Below are 22,876 nucleotides of genomic sequence, written 5' to 3' on the forward strand. Positions count from 1 at the left end.
ATTTATATTAATTTTTAATATGTAAAATATGGTTTATCCACAAGCATATTTTTCATAAATAAAACTAAGATTATATTTTTTCTCTAAGCTCATTCTTTGTTCATCGTCGCACCAATAGAAAAGAATATCATGAATCGTTGCATAACGCTTATTTTTAAGAAATAGTTTAAAGAATGATGGTAAACAATCATGTAATTGTATAAATATATAATTGCGTAGTATTTCTTCTTTGTATTCAATCCCCTTACAAATATACAGTAATTCTTCACAATAATATGCATGCTGTGGCACTTGGATCATTTCGAAAAATGGTACATATGATAGTAACTTTCCAATAAAATGACCATACCGATCCATTACCCCTATCGTCATATGCTCCATCATTTCTTTCATCACATATAAATAATCATCTACATGAGTTGTCTTTAAAGGATCTAATCGATCGGAAATTTGAGAAAGTACAGCTCTTTGACAAGCTAAAACTGCTTGACTAGGTCCATAATATGATAGGAAGTCTGTACACTTACGATACTTTCGTAATAAGTCATGTGTATATAAATCATACACAAAAGTATTACAATACATTGCCAGACTCATCATATCACTATTTAATTGCTCTTTTGATAGTGTTTTCGCTCGCTTACACATATAAAAAAATGTAAATTCCAATACTTCTTTATGAGATAATAGATGTTTGCAATCTGTTATACATTTCTCATTAAATTTAACTCGATCCCAAATTTCTACATCCTTATCTGTTAATTCACCAATACGATATTTAATAATTAAATAGTTTAAAGCAACTGCTTTCGTCAAAAGATCCCATGTTTCATACTCCAATGAAGTTTGGACAAATTCAGCTAGCCCTTGGGTTATCATAAAAGCATTCGCCTCTTCATACCAACCAACCTCTTGACATAAACGAAGAATACGTACTAGAGTTGGAATTTCATCTTTATGAAACTGCGGTAAATTTTTTACTTTATTCATGCCATATACGATACACGCAGCTAAATTTTCTTCTTTATAAAATTCTTTTTCTTTCCATACTAATATAGTTCGCTCTTTCCCTTCACCTTTTGGATGACGAGGTACAAGCAAAGAAAATAACTCAGCGAAATTATTTGGTTCTATATATGTATCTGTAACCAAATTCCAATTTGGATCGCCCTGTACAGCCCTCATATAATTCCCCTTCCCTTTGTATCTATGTAGGAAATATTAATTCATTATTACATCATTAACAATAAATATTGTTATATTCAAAATCTCTCATAATACTTATATCCCTCAGTATATCATTTTTTCTCTTATTAAAAATTAGGAATGACAAATTTAAAAAAACTGTCAAAAATATTGACTCTATACTTATTATATAATGTCTCAGATACATCACGCTAACATATTAGTTTAATCCATATATACTAGAATAATGTATCTGATCTTTATACATAATTTATTCCGTATGCACCGAGATTTCACTTAAAGCAAACCCTGCTTGATCATCTGCTGATTTTCTTATAGCTAAATCACCTAGTGCTAGCATCCCAACAAATTGACCGCTCTCAACTACTGGTAACCGTCTAATTTGATATTGTGCCATTAATTCTGTAGCTTTTTCAATAGGATCATCTGGAGAAACTGAAACAATGTTTGTTGTCATTACATTTGTAATTTGATTAGATCCAGGATGTTTTTCAGCAATCCCACGAACAACTAAGTCTCGATCAGTAACAAGCCCAACTACTTGTTGATTTTCAATAACAGGAATCAATCCAACCGATTCTTCCTTCATTTTTACAGCCGCCTCATATACATTGTCTAATGGGGTACAATGTACGATATGAGTACTCATAAGTTCTCTAACTTGTGTCATTTTTCCTCTCCTCCTTTTAATACATACCATAGCTTTTCCTAAATCCCTTTATTTATTTGAGGAAAATAAGGTGATAAAAAGAGGCTTATACATAATAAAAAAGAGTCAGCAATATGCTGACTCTTTTTTTATGACCCGTACGGGATTCGAACCCGTGTTACCGCCGTGAAAGGGCGGTGTCTTAACCACTTGACCAACGGGCCATGGCTCCGCAGGTAGGACTCGAACCTACGACCGATCGGTTAACAGCCGATAGCTCTACCACTGAGCTACTGCGGAATATATGGTGGGCCTAAATGGACTCGAACCATCGACCTCACGCTTATCAGGCGTGCGCTCTAACCAGCTGAGCTATAGGCCCATATAATTTACAGGGGCAGTAGGAATTGAACCCACACTGGAGGTTTTGGAGACCTCAGTTCTACCTTTAAACTATGCCCCTAAATGGTGCCGGCTAGAGGACTTGAACCCCCAACCTACTGATTACAAGTCAGTTGCTCTACCAATTGAGCTAAGCCGGCATAAATAAAAAAAAATAAAAAAAATGGTGGCTCGGGACGGAATCGAACCGCCGACACGAGGATTTTCAGTCCTCTGCTCTACCGACTGAGCTACCGAGCCAACATAAAATGGCGGTCCCGACCGGGGTCGAACCGGCGATCTCCTGCGTGACAGGCAGGCATGTTAACCACTACACCACGGGACCATTGGTTGCGGGGACAGGATTTGAACCTGCGACCTTCGGGTTATGAGCCCGACGAGCTACCGTACTGCTCCACCCCGCGACGATATTATGTTTTAAAAATAAATGGAGGAGGTAGAGGGATTCGAACCCCCGCGCGACTCTCGCCGCCTGTCGGTTTTCAAGACCGATCCCTTCAGCCGAACTTGGGTATACCTCCATGAAGGAAAAAATTAATATCTTATTCATTTTTATATGTAACTAAACCACTTTTTAAAAAAAATGGAGGAGGTAGAGGGATTCGAACCCCCGCGCGACTCTCGCCGCCTGTCGGTTTTCAAGACCGATCCCTTCAGCCGAACTTGGGTATACCTCCGACATATAAAAAATAAAGTGGAGCCTAGCGGGATCGAACCGCTGACCTCCTGCGTGCAAGGCAGGCGCTCTCCCAGCTGAGCTAAGGCCCCATGTTTTTGGGAAAATCGGGAAGACAGGATTTGAACCTGCGACCCCCTGGTCCCAAACCAGGTGCTCTACCAAGCTGAGCCACTTCCCGTTAATAAAAGCGCGCCCGAGAGGAGTCGAACCCCTAACCTCTTGATCCGTAGTCAAACGCTCTATCCAATTGAGCTACGGGCGCATATGGTGCCGAGGGCGGGGGTCGAACCCGCACGGTGGTCACCCACCGCAGGATTTTAAGTCCTGTGCGTCTGCCTGTTCCGCCACCCCGGCATGTCATATTGAAAATTGGAGCGGAAGACGGGATTCGAACCCGCGACCCCAACCTTGGCAAGGTTGTATTCTACCACTGAACTACTTCCGCAAGACATGTATGAGATATTTTATTAAAAGTGCGGGTGAAGGGAGTCGAACCCCCACGCCAAAGGCGCCAGATCCTAAGTCTGGTGCGTCTGCCAATTCCGCCACACCCGCATATTTTTTTAAGAAAATGGTGAGCCATGAAGGATTCGAACCTTCGACCCTCTGATTAAAAGTCAGATGCTCTACCAACTGAGCTAATGGCTCTTAATGGCTGGGCTAGCTGGATTCGAACCAGCGCATGACGGAGTCAAAGTCCGTTGCCTTACCGCTTGGCTATAGCCCAATAATTAAGAAATGGTGGAGGGGGGCAGATTCGAACTGCCGAACCCAAAGGAGCGGATTTACAGTCCGCCGCGTTTAGCCACTTCGCTACCCCTCCGACATATATGGTGGAGGATGACGGGATCGAACCGCCGACCCCCTGCTTGTAAGGCAGGTGCTCTCCCAGCTGAGCTAATCCTCCATTTTGCCTGGCAACGTCCTACTCTCACAGGGACAAGGTCCCAACTACCATCGGCGCTAGAGAGCTTAACTTCCGTGTTCGGTATGGGAACGGGTGTGGCCTCTCTGCCATCATTACCAGACTATATTCATTTGAGACAAACATTGTTATACTTGATTCACTTATAAAGTCAATAAGTTTTTTATATTCTCTCGTTTTTGCTTGGCGACGTCCTACTCTCACAGGGACAAGGTCCCAACTACCATCGGCGCTAGAGAGCTTAACTTCCGTGTTCGGTATGGGAACGGGTGTGACCTCTCTGCCATCATCACCAAACTATTGAAGGTATATTCCTTCAAAACTAGATAACATTGCTTCATATTATATGGTTAAGTCCTCGATCTATTAGTATTCGTCAGCTCCACATGTCACCATGCTTCCACCTCGAACCTATCAACCTGATCATCTTTCAGGGATCTTACTAGCTTACGCTATGGGAAATCTCATCTTGAGGGGGGCTTCATGCTTAGATGCTTTCAGCACTTATCCCTTCCGCACATAGCTACCCAGCTATGCCCTTGGCAGAACAACTGGTACACCAGCGGTGCGTCCATCCCGGTCCTCTCGTACTAAGGACAGCTCCTCTCAAATTTCCTGCGCCCACGACGGATAGGGACCGAACTGTCTCACGACGTTCTGAACCCAGCTCGCGTACCGCTTTAATGGGCGAACAGCCCAACCCTTGGGACCGACTACAGCCCCAGGATGCGATGAGCCGACATCGAGGTGCCAAACCTCCCCGTCGATGTGGACTCTTGGGGGAGATAAGCCTGTTATCCCCGGGGTAGCTTTTATCCGTTGAGCGATGGCCCTTCCATGCGGAACCACCGGATCACTAAGCCCGACTTTCGTCCCTGCTCGACTTGTAGGTCTCGCAGTCAAGCTCCCTTATGCCTTTGCACTCTACGAATGATTTCCAACCATTCTGAGGGAACCTTTGGGCGCCTCCGTTACACTTTAGGAGGCGACCGCCCCAGTCAAACTGCCCACCTGACACTGTCTCCCGGGTCGATAAGACCCGTAGGTTAGAATTTCAATACAGTCAGGGCGGTATCCCACCAGCGCCTCCACCGAAGCTAGCGCTCCGGTTTCAATGGCTCCCGCCTATCCTGTACAAACTGTACCAAAATTCAATATCAGGCTACAGTAAAGCTCCACGGGGTCTTTCCGTCCTGTCGCGGGTAACCTGCATCTTCACAGGTACTATAATTTCACCGAGTCTCTGGTTGAGACAGTGCCCAAATCGTTACACCTTTCGTGCGGGTCGGAACTTACCCGACAAGGAATTTCGCTACCTTAGGACCGTTATAGTTACGGCCGCCGTTTACTGGGGCTTCAGTTCAGAGCTTCGCTTACGCTAACCCCTCTCCTTAACCTTCCAGCACCGGGCAGGTGTCAGCCCCTATACTTCGCCTTACGGCTTCGCAGAGACCTGTGTTTTTGCTAAACAGTCGCTTGGGCCTATTCACTGCGGCTTTCCGTTAAGAAAGCACCCCTTCTCCCGAAGTTACGGGGTCATTTTGCCGAGTTCCTTAACCAGAGTTCTCTCGCACACCTTAGGATTCTCTCCTCGCCTACCTGTGTCGGTTTGCGGTACAGGCACCTTTTATCTCGCTAGAAGCTTTTCTTGGCAGCGGGGAATCAAAGACTTCGCTCCATAAGGAGCTTCCCCATCACAGCTCAGCCTTCACGATAAGCGGATTTGCCTACTTATCAGCCTAACTGCTTGGACGTGCACAACCAATCGCACGCTTCTTCTATCCTTCTGCGTCCCTCCATTGCTCAAACGATAAAGAGGTGGTACAGGAATATCAACCTGTTGTCCATCGCCTACGCCTGTCGGCCTCGGCTTAGGTCCTGACTAACCCTGAGCGGACGAGCCTTCCTCAGGAAACCTTAGGCATTCGGTGGACGGGATTCTCACCCGTCTTTCGCTACTCATACCGGCATTCTCACTTCTAAGCGCTCCACCAGTCCTTCCGGTCTGACTTCACTGCACTTAGAACGCTCCCCTACCACTGATACCATTGGTATCAATTCGCAGCTTCGGTGGTGTATTTAGCCCCGGTACATTTTCGGCGCAGAGTCACTCGACTAGTGAGCTATTACGCACTCTTTAAATGGTGGCTGCTTCTGAGCCAACATCCTAGTTGTCTAAGCAACTCCACATCCTTTTCCACTTAATACACACTTTGGGACCTTAGCTGGCGATCTGGGCTGTTTCCCTCTTGACTACGGATCTTATCACTCGCAGTCTGACTCCTAAGGATAAGTCATTGGCATTCGGAGTTTGACTGAATTCGGTAATCCGATGAGGACCCCTAGTTCAATCAGTGCTCTACCTCCAAGACTCTTACACTTAAGGCTAGCCCTAAAGCTATTTCGGGGAGAACCAGCTATCTCCAGGTTCGATTGGAATTTCTCCGCTACCCACACCTCATCCCCGCACTTTTCAACGTGCGTGGGTTCGGGCCTCCATTCAGTGTTACCTGAACTTCACCCTGGACATGGGTAGATCACCTGGTTTCGGGTCTACGACCACGTACTAAACGCCCTATTCAGACTCGCTTTCGCTGCGGCTCCGCCTCTTCAGCTTAACCTTGCACGGGATCGTAACTCGCCGGTTCATTCTACAAAAGGCACGCCATCACCCATTAACGGGCTCTGACTATTTGTAGGCACACGGTTTCAGGATCTCTTTCACTCCCCTTCCGGGGTGCTTTTCACCTTTCCCTCACGGTACTGGTTCACTATCGATCACTAGGGAGTATTTAGCCTTGGGAGATGGTCCTCCCAGATTCCGACGGAATTTCACGTGTTCCGCCGTACTCAGGATACATTCAAGAGAGAACGAAGTTTCGACTACGGGGTTGTTACCCTCTGTGACGGACCTTTCCAGGTCGCTTCGTCTACCTCGTTCCTTTGTAACTCCGTATAGAATGTCCTACAACCCCAAGAGGCAAGCCTCTTGGTTTGGGCTAGATTCCGTTTCGCTCGCCGCTACTCAGGAAATCGCATTTGCTTTCTCTTCCTCCAGGTACTTAGATGTTTCAGTTCCCTGGGTCTGTCTTCCATACCCTATGTATTCAGGTAAGGATACCATACCATTACGTATAGTGGGTTTCCCCATTCGGAAATCTTCGGATCAAAGCTTACTTACAGCTCCCCGAAGCATATCGGCGTTAGTCCCGTCCTTCATCGACTCCTAGTGTCAAGGCATCCACCGTGCGCCCTTTCTAACTTAACCAAACTAAAATTAAAAAAATATGAGCTACACTGTTATCTAGTTTTCAAAGAACATACATTTAAACTTGAGAGATAGTTCTCTCAAAACTGAACGAAACAAAACAAGTCAACGTTTATTGATGAACTGCGTTCATCAATTCTCCATAGAAAGGAGGTGATCCAGCCGCACCTTCCGATACGGCTACCTTGTTACGACTTCACCCCAATCATCTGTCCCACCTTAGGCGGCTGGCTCCATAAAGGTTACCCCACCGACTTCGGGTGTTACAAACTCTCGTGGTGTGACGGGCGGTGTGTACAAGGCCCGGGAACGTATTCACCGCGGCATGCTGATCCGCGATTACTAGCGATTCCAGCTTCATGTAGGCGAGTTGCAGCCTACAATCCGAACTGAGAACGGTTTTATGAGATTAGCTCCACCTCGCGGTCTTGCAGCTCTTTGTACCGTCCATTGTAGCACGTGTGTAGCCCAGGTCATAAGGGGCATGATGATTTGACGTCATCCCCACCTTCCTCCGGTTTGTCACCGGCAGTCACCTTAGAGTGCCCAACTTAATGATGGCAACTAAGATCAAGGGTTGCGCTCGTTGCGGGACTTAACCCAACATCTCACGACACGAGCTGACGACAACCATGCACCACCTGTCACTCTGCTCCCGAAGGAGAAGCTCTATCTCTAGAGTTTTCAGAGGATGTCAAGACCTGGTAAGGTTCTTCGCGTTGCTTCGAATTAAACCACATGCTCCACCGCTTGTGCGGGCCCCCGTCAATTCCTTTGAGTTTCAGCCTTGCGGCCGTACTCCCCAGGCGGAGTGCTTAATGCGTTAACTTCAGCACTAAAGGGCGGAAACCCTCTAACACTTAGCACTCATCGTTTACGGCGTGGACTACCAGGGTATCTAATCCTGTTTGCTCCCCACGCTTTCGCGCCTCAGTGTCAGTTACAGACCAGAAAGTCGCCTTCGCCACTGGTGTTCCTCCATATCTCTACGCATTTCACCGCTACACATGGAATTCCACTTTCCTCTTCTGCACTCAAGTCTCCCAGTTTCCAATGACCCTCCACGGTTGAGCCGTGGGCTTTCACATCAGACTTAAGAAACCACCTGCGCGCGCTTTACGCCCAATAATTCCGGATAACGCTTGCCACCTACGTATTACCGCGGCTGCTGGCACGTAGTTAGCCGTGGCTTTCTGGTTAGGTACCGTCAAGGTGCCAGCTTATTCAACTAGCACTTGTTCTTCCCTAACAACAGAGTTTTACGACCCGAAAGCCTTCATCACTCACGCGGCGTTGCTCCGTCAGACTTTCGTCCATTGCGGAAGATTCCCTACTGCTGCCTCCCGTAGGAGTCTGGGCCGTGTCTCAGTCCCAGTGTGGCCGATCACCCTCTCAGGTCGGCTACGCATCGTTGCCTTGGTGAGCCGTTACCTCACCAACTAGCTAATGCGACGCGGGTCCATCCATAAGTGACAGCCGAAGCCGCCTTTCAATTTCGAACTATGCAGTTCAAAATATTATCCGGTATTAGCCCCGGTTTCCCGGAGTTATCCCAGTCTTATGGGTAGGTTACCCACGTGTTACTCACCCGTCCGCCGCTAACTTCATAAGAGCAAGCTCTTAATCCATTCGCTCGACTTGCATGTATTAGGCACGCCGCCAGCGTTCATCCTGAGCCAGGATCAAACTCTCCAATAAAGTTAGTTTGTCTAGCATCTAAAAATAAAAATTGACGTTCACGTTGTTTGTTTCGTTCAGTTTTCAAAGAACTTGTCCGCCGCTTCAGAAGCGACTTCATCATATTAACATCTTCATTTTTCGATGTCAACTATGTTTTTAAATTTCTTTTTTGTCGTTTTCTGCGTTTCCGCATCAGCGACGTTTATTAATATACCATCATGGTTTTTAAATAACAAGTATTTTTTATAAAAAAACACAAAAAGTTATCTACTCTACTTTCTTCTATAGAAAGAACCCTTATCCTTTCTACTGAAAACATTCATTTTGATTGTATACAAGTTACTATACACTATCATCCACCAGGCAACTTCCTAACCTGTAGTCCTCTCCTTTTTAAATTTTACAATTACCACAGTTCTACTTAAGAAAGACAAATAACCATTTAAATGTAGAGTAACAAAAAACGAGGCCACTATACTAGAGCAAAACTTTAATTCCTGATTTTTCTCTCCAATCAGGAATTTTACTTCCACAAATAACGAACTTCCCCTCGAAATATTAACTTAAGATTATTGTTAGAATTTTTTTACATTTAATTAATGAAAGATATCCAATTTTTGTTATATAGTAAGAAAGTGCCCACAAAACTATAAATAAACTAATGGAGGAATTATCTTATGGATAGGTTAACAAAATTTTCATTAAAAAACCGAGCCGCTATTATTATCATGGTTTTTCTCATTTCCATACTTGGCGTTTATTCCGGCTCTAAATTACCTATGGAATTTTTACCAAGCATCGATAACCCCGCAATAACTGTCACGACATTATCTCAAGGGCTCGATGCTGAAACGATGGCCAAGGACGTAACTGATCCCCTTGAAAAACAATTTCGTAATTTAGAACATATCGATGGCATCACTTCTTCCACAAACGAGGGATTATCACGCATCGACATTGCATATACATCCAAGGCAAATATGAAAGATGCGGCACGCGAAGTCGAAAAAACAATTAATACAATTAAATTACCTAAAGATGTAACTAAGCCTGTAGTTAGCCAATTAAATACTTCTATGATTCCACTCGCTCAAATTACCATCCAGAAGCAGAACGGATTTTCAAAAGCTGACGAAAAACAAATCGAGAAAGAAATCGTACCACAACTCGAAAGCATTGACGGTGTTGCCAATGTTATGTTTTTCGGAAAATCAACTTCCGAATTATCCATCGTACTTGATCCTAACCAACTAAAAGATAAAAACGTAACATCAGAGCAAGTATTAGCAGTTTTACAAGGAAAAGAAACTTCCACTCCAGCCGGAGCAATTACCGTTAATAAGGAGGAATACAACCTTCGTGTCATCGGAGATATAAAAAATGTAAATGACATTAAAAACATTACCGTTACACCTCAAGTAAAGTTACAAGATGTCGCTCAAATTGAACTAAAACAACATCATGATACAATCTCTCACATAAACGGAGAAGAAGGAACAGGATTAATCATCATGAAAGAGCCAAGTAAAAACGCGGTTGCAATCGGAAAAGAGATCGATAAAAAGATTAAAGATATAAGCAAGCAATATAAAGATCAGTTTTCTATTAAACTTCTAGCTTCAACTCATGAGCAAGTTGAAAATGCTGTTACTAGTATGGGCAAAGAAGTAATCCTTGGGGCAATTGCTGCAACTCTCATTATCTTAATCTTTTTACGCAGCTTCCGAACAACACTCATCGCTGTCATTAGTATTCCGCTATCTATTTTATTAACACTATTTTTACTCCATCAATCCAACATCACACTTAACATTCTAACTCTTGGTGGCTTAGCTGTTGCTGTGGGTCGTCTCGTCGATGATAGTATCGTTGTCATCGAGAACATTTTCCGTCGTTTACAAAAAGAAACCTTCTCTAAAAATATTATTCTTGAAGCAACGAAAGAGGTCGCAGTCGCAATTACCTCTTCTACTTTAACAACAGTCGCCGTTTTTTTACCTATCGGTCTCGTATCGGGAGTAATTGGAAAACTAATGTTACCTATGGTATTAGCAGTTGTATATTCTATCCTTTCTTCTTTAATCGTTGCGTTAACAGTTGTTCCACTTATGGCTTTTTTACTACTCAAAAAAACAAAACGTCGCAATTCTCATTCTTCACCGCGATATGTCGCTATATTAAAGTGGGCTCTTTCTCATAAGTTTATCATTCTACTCACTTCTTTTTTATTGTTTGCAGGATCCATTGCAGCCTACATATTACTACCGAAAGCGAACATAAAGTCTGAGGACGATACAATGCTATCCGTTAACATGACATTTCCAACCGATTATGATTCTGAAGCTAAAAAACAAAAAGCCTTTGATTTCGAAAAGAAACTACTCTCTAATTCTGATGTAACAGATGTTATTTTACGAATGGGATCTAGCGCAGAAGATGCACAATGGGGACAGACAACTAAAAACAATCTTGCAACTATATTTGTAGTCTTTAAAAAGGGATCTGATATCGACCAATATATTAAAGAATTAAAAAAGGAGCATAATACTTTTGAACCAGCTGAACTTGATTATATAAAAACTAGTTACTCTGACTCCGGAGGCGGAAACAACTTACAATTTAACGTAACCGCTACTAACGAGACAAATTTAAAAAAGGCCGCTAACATCGTCGAAACAAAACTAAAAAGTATGGATGCTCTCTCTAAAGTAAAAACAAATATAGAAGACTCTAAAAAAGAATGGCAAATTTATATCGATCAAACAAAGGCGGAACAACTCGGTTTAACACCAGAATTAGTAGCACAACAAGTATCATTCCTTATGAAGAAATCTCCTATTGGGGAAATTTCAATCAATAATGAAAAAACAACTATTATGATAGAACATAAAAAGGCATCCATTAACAAACAAGAAGATATTTTAAACACAAATATACTTTCACCTATTAACGGACCTATTCCTTTAAAAGACATTGCAACTATTTCAGAAAAGCAACTTCAAACAGAAATCTTCCATAAAGATGGGAAAGAAACGATACAAATTACCGCAGAAGCTTCAAGTGAAGATTTAAGTAAAGTAAGCGCAGAAGTAAATAAGGCTATAACCGACTTAGATTTACCTAACAGAGCAAAAGTAAATATCGCAGGCGCTACCGAGTCTATGCAAGAGAACTTCACAGATTTATTCAAAATTATGGGGATTGCAATTGGGATTGTATATTTAATTATGGTTATCACCTTCGGGCAAGCACGTGCTCCTTTCGCGATTTTATTCTCTTTACCATTAGCTGCTGTCGGCGGTATTTTAGGATTAATCATTTCAAGAACACCTGTTGACGTAAATTCATTAATCGGCGCATTAATGTTAATCGGGATTGTCGTTACAAATGCTATTGTATTAATAGAAAGAGTGCAACAAAATCGGGAAAACGGTATGGAAACAAGAGAAGCCTTACTAGAAGCCGGATCTACTAGATTACGTCCAATTATTATGACAGCTATAACAACGATCGTCGCTATGCTACCACTCCTATTCGGTCAATCTCAAGCAGGAAGTATGGTATCCAAAAGTCTGGCCGTCGTTGTAATCGGTGGTTTGGCAGTCTCAACCGTTCTTACATTAGTAGTCGTTCCCGTTATGTATGAACTATTAGATAAAATCGGGAGAAAAAGACGCTCCCGTAGAAAAATAAGTACCTCTACAGAAACACCTGATATTTAAACGAAAAGGCGTTATCTTCTCGAATGAAGATAACGCCTTTTTATTTATCTACCGATATAACTCATTATTTTTGGGGCATATTGCTCTAGTAGCTTACCAGAATCTACAAGAAGATATTCATCATTCGAGGGTCTCTTACTGCCATATAGCCACTTTTTTCAAACGCTACTTCTGATTCTACTGACTTATCTTATATTCACGTGTTTGTAACCTACAATTAATTTCTTCTATATTATTAAGATAACATTCAATATTTTTATATGTAGCACCATACTTCCGATATAAACCTATTCCCTTTTCAACCATCCCATCATAGAGACATGGACTATCTAATATAACACTATGTTCTTGTTCTAACAAAAAAACTATCAGTTCCCATTCAATATAATAGGAGACTCCCCCAACAACTGTTGATTCACTTCCTTTTGCCGTTAATGATTTTAATAATGCTGATTTCACGACGTCATGACTTACAATAACTGCACCTGTTAACTTAGCGATATACTTAGAAAGTGTCGATTTACCTGATCCAGGAAATCCCGACATTTGCAGAAAGAACACTTTCATCCCAACATCCGTATATCAAGTTACCTATTCACCAACTCGCCTTCTTTTCCTGCTAACATCAAAATGGCCGTAAAAAAACTCCCTGTTTATAAACAGAGAGTTCTTACCTTCAATTTATGCCGCTTTTACCTTCTTCGTCGTTTTACTTTTTCTTTTCGTTCCTGTAAAACGCTTGTGTAATACAGATGCTACGAAACGAGAAATGATATTAAAGAGTAATACCATAATAATTAATACAGCTGCAGATTTTGTTGCAATTAACTTCGCATCTGGGATAATCCCTTCAGAGTTTAATTTCCAAATGTGAACAGCTAACGTTTCAGCTGGTCTAAATGGATTTAAAGGATGCGAGGGGCTCGAGAAGTCCGCTGCTGAATTTAAAATAGGTGATGTTAAACCCGCTGTATAAATTAACGCCGCAGCTTCACCGAATATACGGCCCGCTGCTAAAATAATACCTGTAATGATTTGTGGTAACGACGACGGAATAATGATACGGGCAATTGTTTGCCATTTCGTTGCACCTAGTCCAAGACTCGCCTCTTTTACATTATGAGGAACTTCAGAAATCGCATTTTCACAAACACGTGTTAAACCAGGTAAATTCAAAATAGTTAAAGCAAGAGCTCCACCCATTACTGTATATCCCCAGCCTGTCATTGTAACAAATACTAATAAGCCAAATAGTCCAACAACAATAGAAGGTAAAGACGCCATTGTTTCAATACATAAACGAACAAAACTTAAAAAACGACCTTTTTTTGCATACTCCGCTAAATATATTCCAGCCCCTAATCCAAGAGGAATAGATATAATAAGTGTTATAACAAGCATGTAGAAAGAATTGAATAACTGTGGACCAATTCCCCCCCCAGCTCTTGTATTGCTTGGTTCTCCGAATAAGAAACTAGGATCCCAAAATCCCCATCCCTTTTGCAGAATTTCGTACATTAAAAAAGCCAGCAAAGCTACAACTAAAGCTGCAACCGCATAAAAGATACCTGTCCAAACTTTATTTACCGTTCTTGCATTCATTATTATCGCTCACCTCTTTGACCAATCGCTCGAATTACTAAAATAAACAGGAATGAAATAACAAGTAAAATCATTGCTAACGTCCATAGCGCATTGTTCCAAGCTGTTCCGTTCAATGTATTCGTCATATCCATTGTCAGAATACCAGTTAACGTTGCTGTTGGACTATATATTCCTTCCGGTAATTTAATCGTGTTCCCGATTACCATTTGAACCGCTAACGCTTCACCAAAAGCACGCGCTAATCCTAAAACTATACCTGTTAAAATCCCTTGTTTTGCAGCAGGAACAATAACTCGGCTAATCGCTTGCCATTTCGTCGATCCTAGACCGTAAGAAGCTTCCAAGTAATCAAATGGAACAGAGCGTATTGCATCAGAGGCAATACTAGCAATAGTAGGTAAAATCATAATACTCAGGACAATAATACCCGCAATTAAACTAAAGCCCACTCCACCGAACGAATCACGTAATAGAGGAACCAAGATCGTAACCCCTAATAATCCGTATACAACTGATGGAATACCAACTAATAATTCTAAAACAGGCTTTAATACTTTATTCCCAAACTTCGGCGAAATTAAATTCATGAATATAGCAAGAGCTATAGCAATTGGTGCACTAATGACAACAGCACCTAACGACACAAGCGTCGAACCGACAATAAAGATTACAGCACCATACGTACCTTGATCAGCATTTGGATTCCATTTTGTCGAAGTTAACACCTCAGAAAATGAGATACCACTTTGCGTGAAAGATTGAATTCCTTTGCCGCAAATAAACGCAATAATAGCTAATGTAATAAAAACAATAAAGATACCGCAAAACGTAACAAGTGATCTACCTATATATTCACTCTTTACGTAATTAATTTGTTTTTTCCCCTTCATCACAGGACAGACCCCACTTCATAGATTGAAATGAACAGGACTGGCCTTGCAGCCAGCCCCATAAAATTTTATTACTTATTTAATTTAGACATTGGGATGTAACCCATATCTTCTACTTGTTTTTCGAAATCTTTACCTTTTACATAGTCAATGTAAGCTTTTGTCGCTTCTTTTGCCTCACCTTTAGTTACCATGTACTCGTAAGACCAGAATGGATATTTACCAGCAGAGATATTTTCAACTTTCGGTTCAGCACCATCAATTTTCACAGTTTGCAATGCACCTTTTTTATCGCCAACCATGTAAGACATTGCTAAATAGCTGATTGAACCTGGAGTAGAGTTAATTGCTTGCTCTACTGCACCGTTAGAATCTTGTGTTGTACCAGTTCCATCATTAATTTTAGCTTCTTTCATAACTGTTTTTTCAAATGTAGCACGTGTACCAGATGAAGCTGGACGATTAATTACATTGATTTTCTCATCTTTTCCGCCTAACTCTTTCCAGTTCGTCACTTTTCCAGTGAAGATATCTTGTACTTGTTTTGCTGTTAAGTTATCAACTTTTACATCTTTATTTACGACAAGCGCGAATGCGATACCCGCTACCTTGTTATCTACTAATTCTTTCGCTTTTTCAGCATCTTTAATTTTATCTGAAGCCGGAACATCCGAATTACCAATTTGTACTGCACCAGATGCTACTTGGTTAATCCCAGTTCCACTACCGCCACCTTGAACTTGAATAGAAACTTTTGAATTTTTCTCCATGAATTTCTTTCCAGCTTCCTCCGCAAGAGGTTGAAGAGCTGTAGAGCCAGCCGCTGCAATCGTACCTGATAATTCTTGTTTTGCATCGCTACCTTTAGCAGCTTCCTTATTATCCGTACTTTCTGCTTTTCCACATCCAACTAATGCACCTGCAACAACTAAAGCCGCTAAAGAAAATTTAATACCCTTTTTCATAATCATGTCTTGTACCCCCATTTGGATTATCACTTTTCGAATTCATCTTCTTTCGAACACAAATTCATTGTAGGACAACAATATTATGTGAGTGTTAAGCAATTTTTAAGTTTAAGTAAATAGAGCTAACATCCCATAAAAGCTAGACATCCCAACATTTACAGTTGAAAAAGCCAACAAAATCCACACTAAACACGCAGTATTGTAAATTTATTCTTAACAATGTAAATCCAATGTAAATATTTTTCTTTATTTTGCCCTTTAAGTTAAAACTATATTTACAAATCCGCTATATTTTCAAAATTTTACACTCTTACTTTATTTACATTAAGAAGAATTTCAGTAATATTTTTCGGTACAACTCAATAAATTGGAACAATTCTAAAAAAAATTGAATATTTTTAAAGTACTAATTGACAGCATCATTCAATGTAGTCTACTATATTAGTATCAAAAAGTTTACCTAAGGAAACTTTTTAAACTAAAACTAAAAATATAGAGATGAGGTAACTTTTATGGTATCGGCTAATACTAAACCCCTTTCCGAATTCAGAACAGGGGAATTTGTACAAATTGAGAAGATACAATTAGAAGGAACTATGAAACGACGTTTATTAGATTTAGGCTTTTTTCCTGGAGCGACAATTAAAGTATTACAACGTAGCCCACTTGGAGACCCAGTCGCTTATCAAGTAAGCAACACAACTATTGCACTGCGTAGTGAAGAAAGCTCCCTTATTTTCGGGGTATTAATAGGAGATGATTTCAGATGAATAACCATCGCATTGCGTTAGCTGGTAACCCGAATACCGGGAAAAGTACATTATTTAATACTTTAACAGGCTTAAAACAACATACTGGAAACTGGACGGGGAAAACTGTTTTAAAGGCTGAAGGGGAATATAAGCATGGCGGAAATATATATACAATAATAGATTTACCTGGAACTTACTCACTGTATTCAAATTCGGCAGATGAAGAAGTAGCACGAGATTATATTATATTTGAAAAACCAGAAGTAACTGTAGTTGTTATAGATGCAACTGCAATGGAAAGAAATTTAAATTTAGCACTCCAAGTAATGGAAATGACAAACGATGTGGTCATTTGTATTAACTTAATTGATGAAGCCGAGAAAAAAGGAATCATTATTGACGAAAAGAAATTAGCAAAATCACTTGGTGTACCGGTAGTTAAAATTTCAGCCCGAAACCGAGTTGGTATCGGACATTTACTAAGCGTCATTGCTAAAGTAGCAACTAAAAAACTCATTCCAACACCAATTAAAATTACTTATAATGAAAAAATTGAAAATATGATTCAAGAATTAGAACCACAAATTTATAAAGTGTTCGGCAATACGTATCCAGCACGTTGGATTGCGTTACGTATTTTAGATGGAGATAAAAATTTCTTAACTGCACTTCAAAAACATCATAACGAACCACTTGTAAGGGAGGTCGTAATAAATGGAATCTCACTCAGCCAGTAAGGATCTTCCGCTGGACTATATTGTTCAACATGCACAAACACTTTCAAAAGAGGACATACGAGATGATATTGTCGGAGATATTTATCGAACCTCCGCAAGTATATGTAAAGAAGCTGTCCAATATACGAATACTGATAAATTATATCGTTCAGAAAGATTAGATAAGATTTTCACTTCTCCTATTTGGGGATTTCCAATTATGCTCGGTATTTTATCTATTATTTTTTATCTTACAATCGCCGGTGCTAACGTGCCATCCGAGATGATTGCTGAATTTTTTGGCTGGGTCGAAGGATATTTAACATCTTGGTTCCAAGCAATGCATGCACCAGAATGGCTACATGGCGTTTTAATACTTGGTTTATTCCGTGGTACGGGAGCCGTTATTAGCGTTATGTTACCACCTATGGCAATCTTCTTCCCTATGTTTGCCCTATTAGAAAACTATGGATATTTACCACGCGTTGCGTTTAACATGGATCGTTTATTTAAACGCTCTGGCGCGCATGGGAAACAATCTTTAACTATGGCAATGGGGTTCGGATGTAACGCTGCCGCTATTATGTCAACACGTATTATCGAATCACCACGTGAGCGTATGCTTGCCATTTTAACAAACAACTTCGTCCCATGTAATGGACGATGGCCTACATTAATCTTAATGGCTTCATTATTTATGGCTGCTGGATATACAGGCAGCATGCAAACACTTGTTACTGCCGGCGTTGTCGTTGGAATGGTTGTAATTGGCGTTATTGTAACTTTAACTGTTTCTTGGGTTTTATCAAAAACTGCTCTAAAAGGCGTTCCAACTCACTATACGTTAGAGTTACCACCATACCGTAAACCAAAAATTTGGAATACAATTGTGCGTTCAACGCTCGATAAATCAATATATGTTTTAAAACGAGCTGTAATTGTAGCTGCACCTGCCGCTGTATTAACTTGGATACTTGCTAATATTTTCGTCGGTGACACGAGCTTACTTATGCATTTTGTGAACTTCTTAGATCCATTTGCTAAAATGTTAGGACTTGACGGATTTATTCTAGCTGCGTTTATTCTTGGACTACCAGCTAATGAAATTGTTATTCCGATTTTATTAATGTCTTACTTATCAACTGGTGCTTTAACTGAAATAGATGATTTTAATCAAATTAAAAATCTATTCTTAGAACACGGTTGGACTTGGTTAACTGCGTTAAACACAATGTTGTTCTCACTTCTTCATTTCCCATGTGGAACAACACTAGTTAACATATATAAAGAAACAAAAAGTGCAAAATGGACATTTTTATCGTTTGCAATCCCTACTGTTATTGCCATTGTTGTTACATTCCTCTCTACACAATTGGTACATTGGTTAGGGCTTGTATAAAGCAAAGCATACATAGAAGGTATCCCCCTTCACCATATGCTTTGTGCATAAAAGAAACCTGAAACTCATTCAGGTTTCTTTTTATCTTTCCACGGCTGAGCTCCATACGTTGTGATTTTTTTATGAATAAAATATATGGTCCCTGGAAGAACCGCCATTAATATCGTGCAACTAATTCCTAATCCAGTAAACAAATTTAATCACCCTTATTTCACTCTCTTCGGTAAAGCCGAACCCGAATGTTCAATTGTCGGATGAACATGAACAGTAACCTCAGCATTACTAAAATAATTTTCACCTTGATCCCAATTCTTATCTATCTTCTTCCATTCTTTATAATTATGCCGCTTATATACTTCCCCTAATGCTAATACATCCACCTTATATTTTTTTTGAACAAGCTTAATCGATTTTTGGATACGCTTCTCCATTTCCTCCGCGATGTTTTTCTTCAATCGATTTTCATTCATAATTTGTTTATGATCACTAAAATGCAACTCAGCTAAAGTCCCTTCCAAAGATAAATAAATATCAAACTTCGGTTTTGTGGCATTTTCCGTAGATACTTTAATCTTCCGATGCATCTTATGAATTTCATATGTAATAAGCTGGTCTTTTTTGCGAATGGTAAAGAACCCTCCAATTTTCTTACCTATTACATAATTCATCCCTAATGTTTCCTCTCCATTCAAACTACCTACACACTTATTATCCTTCCCACGAAATAACGCCGCCCCGTTCATTTGCACCCCTTGTTTTGTTAGTTCAAGAATAGGTAATACGAAACTTCGGTTAGCAATCATTTTTTGCTGCACCTCACCAATTCTTGCAGCCTCAATCATTTGGGCATTTTTTGGAGGATGTTCAGCTAACATATCAATATACTGCGCCGGTAAATTTTCAGGCTTAGCACTCTGCTTCAAAATAGCTTCTGCATCTTTCTCAGAAACGAACAAACGAATATTTCGTCTCATCTCATGATCACGAATATATACATCTAACGTATTTTGTAAAACATATGGATTCGCTAATAAATCTTTAGAAAAAATTATCACTTGTATATGCGGAAAGAATAATGAGCGACTAATTTTTTTAGCGATAATTCGTATTTGCTCAAAGACACTATCTGCTTTCGCACTAACATTAATATAATTTTCGCTATCTCCACCACCTTGTCCACCTTGCTGTGCTAGCTTACTGGGAAGTACCATCTGATACGTCCCTTTTATAATTGGATTCGATTTCTTTTTTTTCACAATATCATAGGCTGCACCTACTACAAATCCTCTTTCTTCTATTTCTTCTAGCTCAGAGCACCCACTTATAGATCCAGCTAAAACCATAAGCATTATAATTTTAAGAAGGTGTTTCATTTCTACCATTCCTTCTTTTTATTTTATATACAATAAAAACTAACAAAGGCGCTAACACAACAAAGCCCATATCTATCCAAGCTAAATACGTTCCGTAATTTGATAAAGTATCTAAATTACCAGGGATCATATTCAGCATAAAAATCATAGGAGCACTTACGAAAATAAAAATATGTTTCTTAACTTTCGGAAACATAGCACAAAACAATAGAGATGCAACGTCATAATACATTGCTGTGGTGTTATAAATAGTAATAATCCAAGTAGTAAAAAAGATCGCATCGAATCTTTCTAAAAACCCCCCACCAATTTCAATCTCCTTCCCCAATTCAATCGTTGGATATGTTAATCCCCGGGTTGTCATATATGTAAAAACACTAATACAAGTTAAATAAATTAAAATGTAAGACAATACGTTTACCATCACAGCTTTTGCAACTGCCATCGGCGCCTTTTTTGCTGTCTCGTTTAACATCACTGCATAAAATAGCGCTACCTCAAATCCAATAAACGTAAAAATAGAATTTTTAACTCCAACAGCATATTGACTTACGTCTGTTTGAAAAGCAGGTAGTAAATTATCTATTTCCATTAAGTTCACATTCAATAAAGAAAGCAGCACGATCGCAATTAAAACGATTGGTAAAAATAAAACATTTAACCTTAATAAAGCAGCCCTAGATCCAGCAATCCCATAAATAACAACTAACAAAAAAAAGAAGGATAACAATTGTATTGGTGTATCACTAAATAAATAAGTTTGTGAAATAATTGAAATTTTCCGGGCCTCATATGCTGTCAAAGCAACGAATGTTAACACTAAAATGATACTAATCGTGTATGAAACAGGCTTCGTCAAGTGCTCACTCGTATATTGAACAAAGTTTTGTTTTGGGAATAAAATAGCTACCCTCGTTACAAACCAACCTAAAACCGCACATATCAATCCACCCAAAAGCAAGATAATCCAACCGTCCGAAAATAAAGTTTGCGTAGCAATATCTCGTGGCATAGATAATGCACCTATACCGATAATTGTTGACGATACCGCAAAACCAAGTTCCCGAGATCCAATTTCTTCATCCCCATATTCAAATGGCTTCAATTACTCTCGCTCCTTTGGACGTAATGTAGAGTCTTTCGTTTGTAAATATTCTGGTCTCTCTTTTAACATTGATTTTGGTAAGCGAACCAATTCTTCTTCCCAATCTTTATAAAAAGCAGGAGCAATAGGTGTTGTATACGGAACCCCAACACTCTTTAAATTTGTAATATGAACCGCAAGTGCAATAAGAGCTAAAATGATTCCGTACAACCCAAAAGCAGTTGCAGCTAACACGAAGACGAAAAGTAAAATTCGAAATGTAATCGTAATGCTATATACAGGAAGTGAAAATGTAGCAATTGCGGTAACCGCAATAATAATTACTAAAAACGGATTTACAATCCCCGCATTTACTGCCGCTTCTCCAATTACAAGACCACCTACGATACCAATTGTTTGCCCCATCGGTTTCGGAAGCCTAATCCCGGCTTCTCGTATTAATTCCATCGTTAATGCCATCATTAGGGTTTCAATATAAGCAGGAAATGGCACCCCTTCTCTCGCTCCCGCAATAGAATAAGCTAGTTTAGATGGGATAAGCCCTTGATGATACGATACAAGCGCTACGTACATGGCAGGTAATAAAACAGCAGCGATACCTGATCCCATTCGTAAAATTCTTAATAACGTCCCAATTATCCATCGTTCATAATGATCTTCTACCGATTGAAAAATATCAACAAACACTAGCGGAGCAATAAGTGCAAATGGTGAGCCGTCTACTAAAATAGCCGCCTTTCCTTTCACTAATGAAGCCACTATGTTATCAGGCCTTTCTGTATTCAAAAACTGTGGAAATGGCGACAAATTATTATCTTGAATTAGCTGTTCAATTGTTCCTGTCTCAAAAATGACATCTGTCACTATTGATTGAAGTCGCCTATCTAATTCTTCTACAATATAAGGATTAATAATGTCTTCTATATATACTAAAGTTACTTCTTTTTGCGAACGCTTTCCCATGACATACGACTGAAATCTTAGCTTTGGATCACGTAAACCACGACGAATCAACATTTTATTCACATTAATATCTTCATTTAATCCAACTCTCGGTCCACGAATTAAATCTTCTGTTACAGGTGGTTCTAGACTTCTTTTCTCCCAAGCCCTACTATTAATAACAATAGCGGTTTGAATATTATCAATTAATATAACTGTGTCTCCTGCTAAAATCGCATTTATAATGTCTGGAAACGTTGTCTTCATACCGACTTCTGCAATAGAAATAAACCGATCTAATAACGTTTGAACAACAGCTGCTTCTTTTGGTACTTCTTCATATTGAAGTGTACGAACTACATATTTATAAACATTATCCTTATCTGTTAACCCACACAAAAAAACGACAGCGCAACGTGTAAAACTACCAGCAAGAGCAACTTCTCTAATTGTTAAATCATTAGGTGAACCTAACTCATCTCTAATTTCCTTCATAACTTCAAACAAGTTACCTTTTAGCTCTAACAATTTCCCCACCTAACTTCCTTTTCAACAAGTTTTTAGTTAGATTCCGCTAATAGAAGAAAATATATAC

At 39.9% G+C, this 22,876-nt stretch carries 13 protein-coding genes, 20 tRNA genes, 4 rRNA genes and 1 pseudogene; 4 read left to right on the forward strand and 34 right to left on the reverse strand.

Annotated features, from left to right (window positions below; all coding sequences use genetic code 11):
- Nucleotides 1-33: 33 nt before the first annotated feature.
- The 26 genes from MKX77_RS20440 to MKX77_RS20565 form a co-directional block, all read right to left on the reverse strand.
- The gene (locus MKX77_RS20440) at nt 34-1,185 is read right to left on the reverse strand and encodes a DUF3965 domain-containing protein (RefSeq protein WP_341307659.1); all 1,152 of its coding nucleotides are present in this window, start codon (nt 1,183-1,185) and stop codon (nt 34-36) included.
- Between the two features lie 271 nt (nt 1,186-1,456).
- Nucleotides 1,457-1,876 carry a CBS domain-containing protein gene (locus tag MKX77_RS20445; protein WP_215555281.1) on the reverse strand — a complete coding sequence of 140 codons (420 nt, stop codon included), beginning with the start codon at nt 1,874-1,876 and terminating at the stop codon, nt 1,457-1,459.
- Nucleotides 1,877-2,007: 131 nt separating this feature from the next.
- Nucleotides 2,008-2,079: transfer RNA gene (locus MKX77_RS20450), tRNA-Glu, on the reverse strand.
- A gap of 1 nt (nt 2,080) precedes the next feature.
- A tRNA-Asn gene (locus tag MKX77_RS20455) sits at nt 2,081-2,155 on the reverse strand.
- Nucleotides 2,156-2,160: 5 nt separating this feature from the next.
- Nucleotides 2,161-2,237 (reverse strand) — tRNA-Ile (locus tag MKX77_RS20460).
- A gap of 10 nt (nt 2,238-2,247) precedes the next feature.
- Nucleotides 2,248-2,318: transfer RNA gene (locus MKX77_RS20465), tRNA-Trp, on the reverse strand.
- Nucleotides 2,319-2,321: 3 nt separating this feature from the next.
- Nucleotides 2,322-2,397: transfer RNA gene (locus tag MKX77_RS20470), tRNA-Thr, on the reverse strand.
- Between the two features lie 24 nt (nt 2,398-2,421).
- A tRNA-Phe gene (locus MKX77_RS20475) sits at nt 2,422-2,497 on the reverse strand.
- A 9-nt stretch (nt 2,498-2,506) separates the two neighbouring features.
- Nucleotides 2,507-2,582 (reverse strand) — tRNA-Asp (locus MKX77_RS20480).
- A 2-nt stretch (nt 2,583-2,584) separates the two neighbouring features.
- Nucleotides 2,585-2,661 (reverse strand) — tRNA-Met (locus tag MKX77_RS20485).
- A 24-nt stretch (nt 2,662-2,685) separates the two neighbouring features.
- Nucleotides 2,686-2,778 (reverse strand) — tRNA-Ser (locus tag MKX77_RS20490).
- Nucleotides 2,779-2,841: 63 nt separating this feature from the next.
- Nucleotides 2,842-2,934 (reverse strand) — tRNA-Ser (locus MKX77_RS20495).
- A gap of 18 nt (nt 2,935-2,952) precedes the next feature.
- A tRNA-Ala gene (locus MKX77_RS20500) sits at nt 2,953-3,025 on the reverse strand.
- A gap of 15 nt (nt 3,026-3,040) precedes the next feature.
- Nucleotides 3,041-3,114 (reverse strand) — tRNA-Pro (locus tag MKX77_RS20505).
- A gap of 10 nt (nt 3,115-3,124) precedes the next feature.
- Nucleotides 3,125-3,198: transfer RNA gene (locus MKX77_RS20510), tRNA-Arg, on the reverse strand.
- Nucleotides 3,199-3,201: 3 nt separating this feature from the next.
- Nucleotides 3,202-3,290, reverse strand: a tRNA-Leu gene (locus MKX77_RS20515).
- Between the two features lie 16 nt (nt 3,291-3,306).
- Nucleotides 3,307-3,381, reverse strand: a tRNA-Gly gene (locus MKX77_RS20520).
- 29 nt (nt 3,382-3,410) lie between these two features.
- Nucleotides 3,411-3,491, reverse strand: a tRNA-Leu gene (locus MKX77_RS20525).
- Between the two features lie 17 nt (nt 3,492-3,508).
- Nucleotides 3,509-3,584, reverse strand: a tRNA-Lys gene (locus MKX77_RS20530).
- 4 nt (nt 3,585-3,588) lie between these two features.
- Nucleotides 3,589-3,663, reverse strand: a tRNA-Gln gene (locus tag MKX77_RS20535).
- Between the two features lie 12 nt (nt 3,664-3,675).
- Nucleotides 3,676-3,759, reverse strand: a tRNA-Tyr gene (locus tag MKX77_RS20540).
- An 8-nt stretch (nt 3,760-3,767) separates the two neighbouring features.
- Nucleotides 3,768-3,843: transfer RNA gene (locus MKX77_RS20545), tRNA-Val, on the reverse strand.
- Nucleotides 3,844-3,848: 5 nt separating this feature from the next.
- A 5S ribosomal RNA gene (rrf, locus tag MKX77_RS20550) occupies nt 3,849-3,964 on the reverse strand.
- A 78-nt stretch (nt 3,965-4,042) separates the two neighbouring features.
- A 5S ribosomal RNA gene (gene rrf, locus MKX77_RS20555) occupies nt 4,043-4,158 on the reverse strand.
- A gap of 49 nt (nt 4,159-4,207) precedes the next feature.
- A 23S ribosomal RNA gene (locus MKX77_RS20560) occupies nt 4,208-7,129 on the reverse strand.
- Between the two features lie 146 nt (nt 7,130-7,275).
- Nucleotides 7,276-8,827, reverse strand: a 16S ribosomal RNA gene (locus tag MKX77_RS20565).
- Together the 16S, 23S and 5S rRNA genes with 20 tRNA genes alongside form the textbook arrangement of a ribosomal RNA operon.
- A gap of 659 nt (nt 8,828-9,486) precedes the next feature.
- Here MKX77_RS20565 and MKX77_RS20570 point away from each other — a divergent pair.
- Nucleotides 9,487-12,531, forward strand: coding sequence for an efflux RND transporter permease subunit (locus MKX77_RS20570; RefSeq protein ID WP_341307660.1), 3,045 nt, complete (start codon nt 9,487-9,489; stop codon nt 12,529-12,531).
- 44 nt (nt 12,532-12,575) lie between these two features.
- Here the strand turns inward: MKX77_RS20570 and MKX77_RS20575 are convergent.
- The 4 genes and pseudogenes from MKX77_RS20575 to MKX77_RS20590 form a co-directional block, all read right to left on the reverse strand.
- A pseudogene (locus MKX77_RS20575) lies at nt 12,576-13,092 on the reverse strand (AAA family ATPase).
- Nucleotides 13,093-13,212: 120 nt separating this feature from the next.
- Nucleotides 13,213-14,133, reverse strand: coding sequence for a phosphate ABC transporter permease PstA (pstA, locus tag MKX77_RS20580; RefSeq protein ID WP_215555279.1), 921 nt, complete (start codon nt 14,131-14,133; stop codon nt 13,213-13,215).
- A gap of 2 nt (nt 14,134-14,135) precedes the next feature.
- Nucleotides 14,136-15,026: a phosphate ABC transporter permease subunit PstC gene (pstC, locus tag MKX77_RS20585; RefSeq protein ID WP_002090872.1), complete on the reverse strand. Its 891-nt coding sequence runs from the start codon at nt 15,024-15,026 to the stop codon at nt 14,136-14,138.
- Between the two features lie 71 nt (nt 15,027-15,097).
- Complete coding sequence (locus tag MKX77_RS20590; protein ID WP_002114243.1) at nt 15,098-15,997, reverse strand: phosphate ABC transporter substrate-binding protein PstS family protein; 900 nt, start codon at nt 15,995-15,997, stop codon at nt 15,098-15,100.
- A 509-nt stretch (nt 15,998-16,506) separates the two neighbouring features.
- Here MKX77_RS20590 and MKX77_RS20595 point away from each other — a divergent pair.
- From MKX77_RS20595 to MKX77_RS20605, 3 genes are read left to right on the forward strand one after another with little or no spacing between them, the layout of a single operon-like run.
- Entirely contained in the window at nt 16,507-16,764 is a 258-nt protein-coding gene (locus MKX77_RS20595) for a FeoA family protein (RefSeq protein WP_002090873.1), read from the forward strand.
- Complete coding sequence (locus MKX77_RS20600; RefSeq protein ID WP_341307661.1) at nt 16,761-17,483, forward strand: FeoB small GTPase domain-containing protein; 723 nt, start codon at nt 16,761-16,763, stop codon at nt 17,481-17,483. The genes MKX77_RS20595 and MKX77_RS20600 overlap by 4 nt, the downstream gene beginning before the upstream one ends.
- Nucleotides 17,461-18,861, forward strand: a complete 1,401-nt coding sequence (locus MKX77_RS20605; RefSeq protein WP_341307662.1) for a nucleoside recognition domain-containing protein — start codon at nt 17,461-17,463, stop codon at nt 18,859-18,861. Before MKX77_RS20600 ends, MKX77_RS20605 begins: the two co-directional genes overlap by 23 nt.
- Nucleotides 18,862-18,926: 65 nt before the next feature.
- On the opposite strand, the gene MKX77_RS20610 is transcribed toward MKX77_RS20605, so the two are convergent.
- Genes MKX77_RS20610 through gerLA form a run of 4 tightly spaced genes read right to left on the reverse strand, consistent with a single transcriptional unit; the run spans nt 18,927 to nt 22,818 of the window.
- Nucleotides 18,927-19,055, reverse strand: coding sequence for a hypothetical protein (locus MKX77_RS20610; protein WP_002010618.1), 129 nt, complete (start codon nt 19,053-19,055; stop codon nt 18,927-18,929).
- A 12-nt stretch (nt 19,056-19,067) separates the two neighbouring features.
- Nucleotides 19,068-20,234 (reverse strand): Ger(x)C family spore germination protein, encoded by a 1,167-nt coding sequence (locus MKX77_RS20615; RefSeq protein ID WP_215555276.1) that lies wholly within the window; start codon nt 20,232-20,234, stop codon nt 19,068-19,070.
- Entirely contained in the window at nt 20,218-21,339 is a 1,122-nt protein-coding gene (locus MKX77_RS20620; RefSeq protein ID WP_215555275.1) for an endospore germination permease, read from the reverse strand. Before MKX77_RS20620 ends, MKX77_RS20615 begins: the two co-directional genes overlap by 17 nt.
- The gene (gerLA, locus tag MKX77_RS20625) at nt 21,340-22,818 is read right to left on the reverse strand and encodes a spore germination protein GerLA (RefSeq protein ID WP_341307663.1); all 1,479 of its coding nucleotides are present in this window, start codon (nt 22,816-22,818) and stop codon (nt 21,340-21,342) included.
- Nucleotides 22,819-22,876 lie beyond the last annotated feature (58 nt).

The organism is Bacillus sp. FSL R9-9410 (assembly GCF_038050385.1).
Taxonomy (GTDB): Bacteria; Bacillota; Bacilli; order Bacillales; family Bacillaceae_G; genus Bacillus_A; species Bacillus_A cereus_U.

Coding starts and splice junctions, on each gene's coding strand:
- MKX77_RS20445 (WP_215555281.1), bottom strand. CDS start 1,876: ATGACACAAGTTAGAGAACTTATGAGTACTCATATCGTACATTGTACC.
- MKX77_RS20615 (WP_215555276.1), bottom strand. CDS start 20,234: ATGAAACACCTTCTTAAAATTATAATGCTTATGGTTTTAGCTGGATCT.
- MKX77_RS20600 (WP_341307661.1), top strand. CDS start 16,761: ATGAATAACCATCGCATTGCGTTAGCTGGTAACCCGAATACCGGGAAA.
- MKX77_RS20570 (WP_341307660.1), top strand. CDS start 9,487: ATGGATAGGTTAACAAAATTTTCATTAAAAAACCGAGCCGCTATTATT.
- pstA (WP_215555279.1), bottom strand. CDS start 14,133: ATGAATGCAAGAACGGTAAATAAAGTTTGGACAGGTATCTTTTATGCG.
- pstC (WP_002090872.1), bottom strand. CDS start 15,026: ATGAAGGGGAAAAAACAAATTAATTACGTAAAGAGTGAATATATAGGT.
- MKX77_RS20605 (WP_341307662.1), top strand. CDS start 17,461: ATGGAATCTCACTCAGCCAGTAAGGATCTTCCGCTGGACTATATTGTT.
- MKX77_RS20595 (WP_002090873.1), top strand. CDS start 16,507: ATGGTATCGGCTAATACTAAACCCCTTTCCGAATTCAGAACAGGGGAA.
- MKX77_RS20440 (WP_341307659.1), bottom strand. CDS start 1,185: ATGAGGGCTGTACAGGGCGATCCAAATTGGAATTTGGTTACAGATACA.
- MKX77_RS20590 (WP_002114243.1), bottom strand. CDS start 15,997: ATGATTATGAAAAAGGGTATTAAATTTTCTTTAGCGGCTTTAGTTGTT.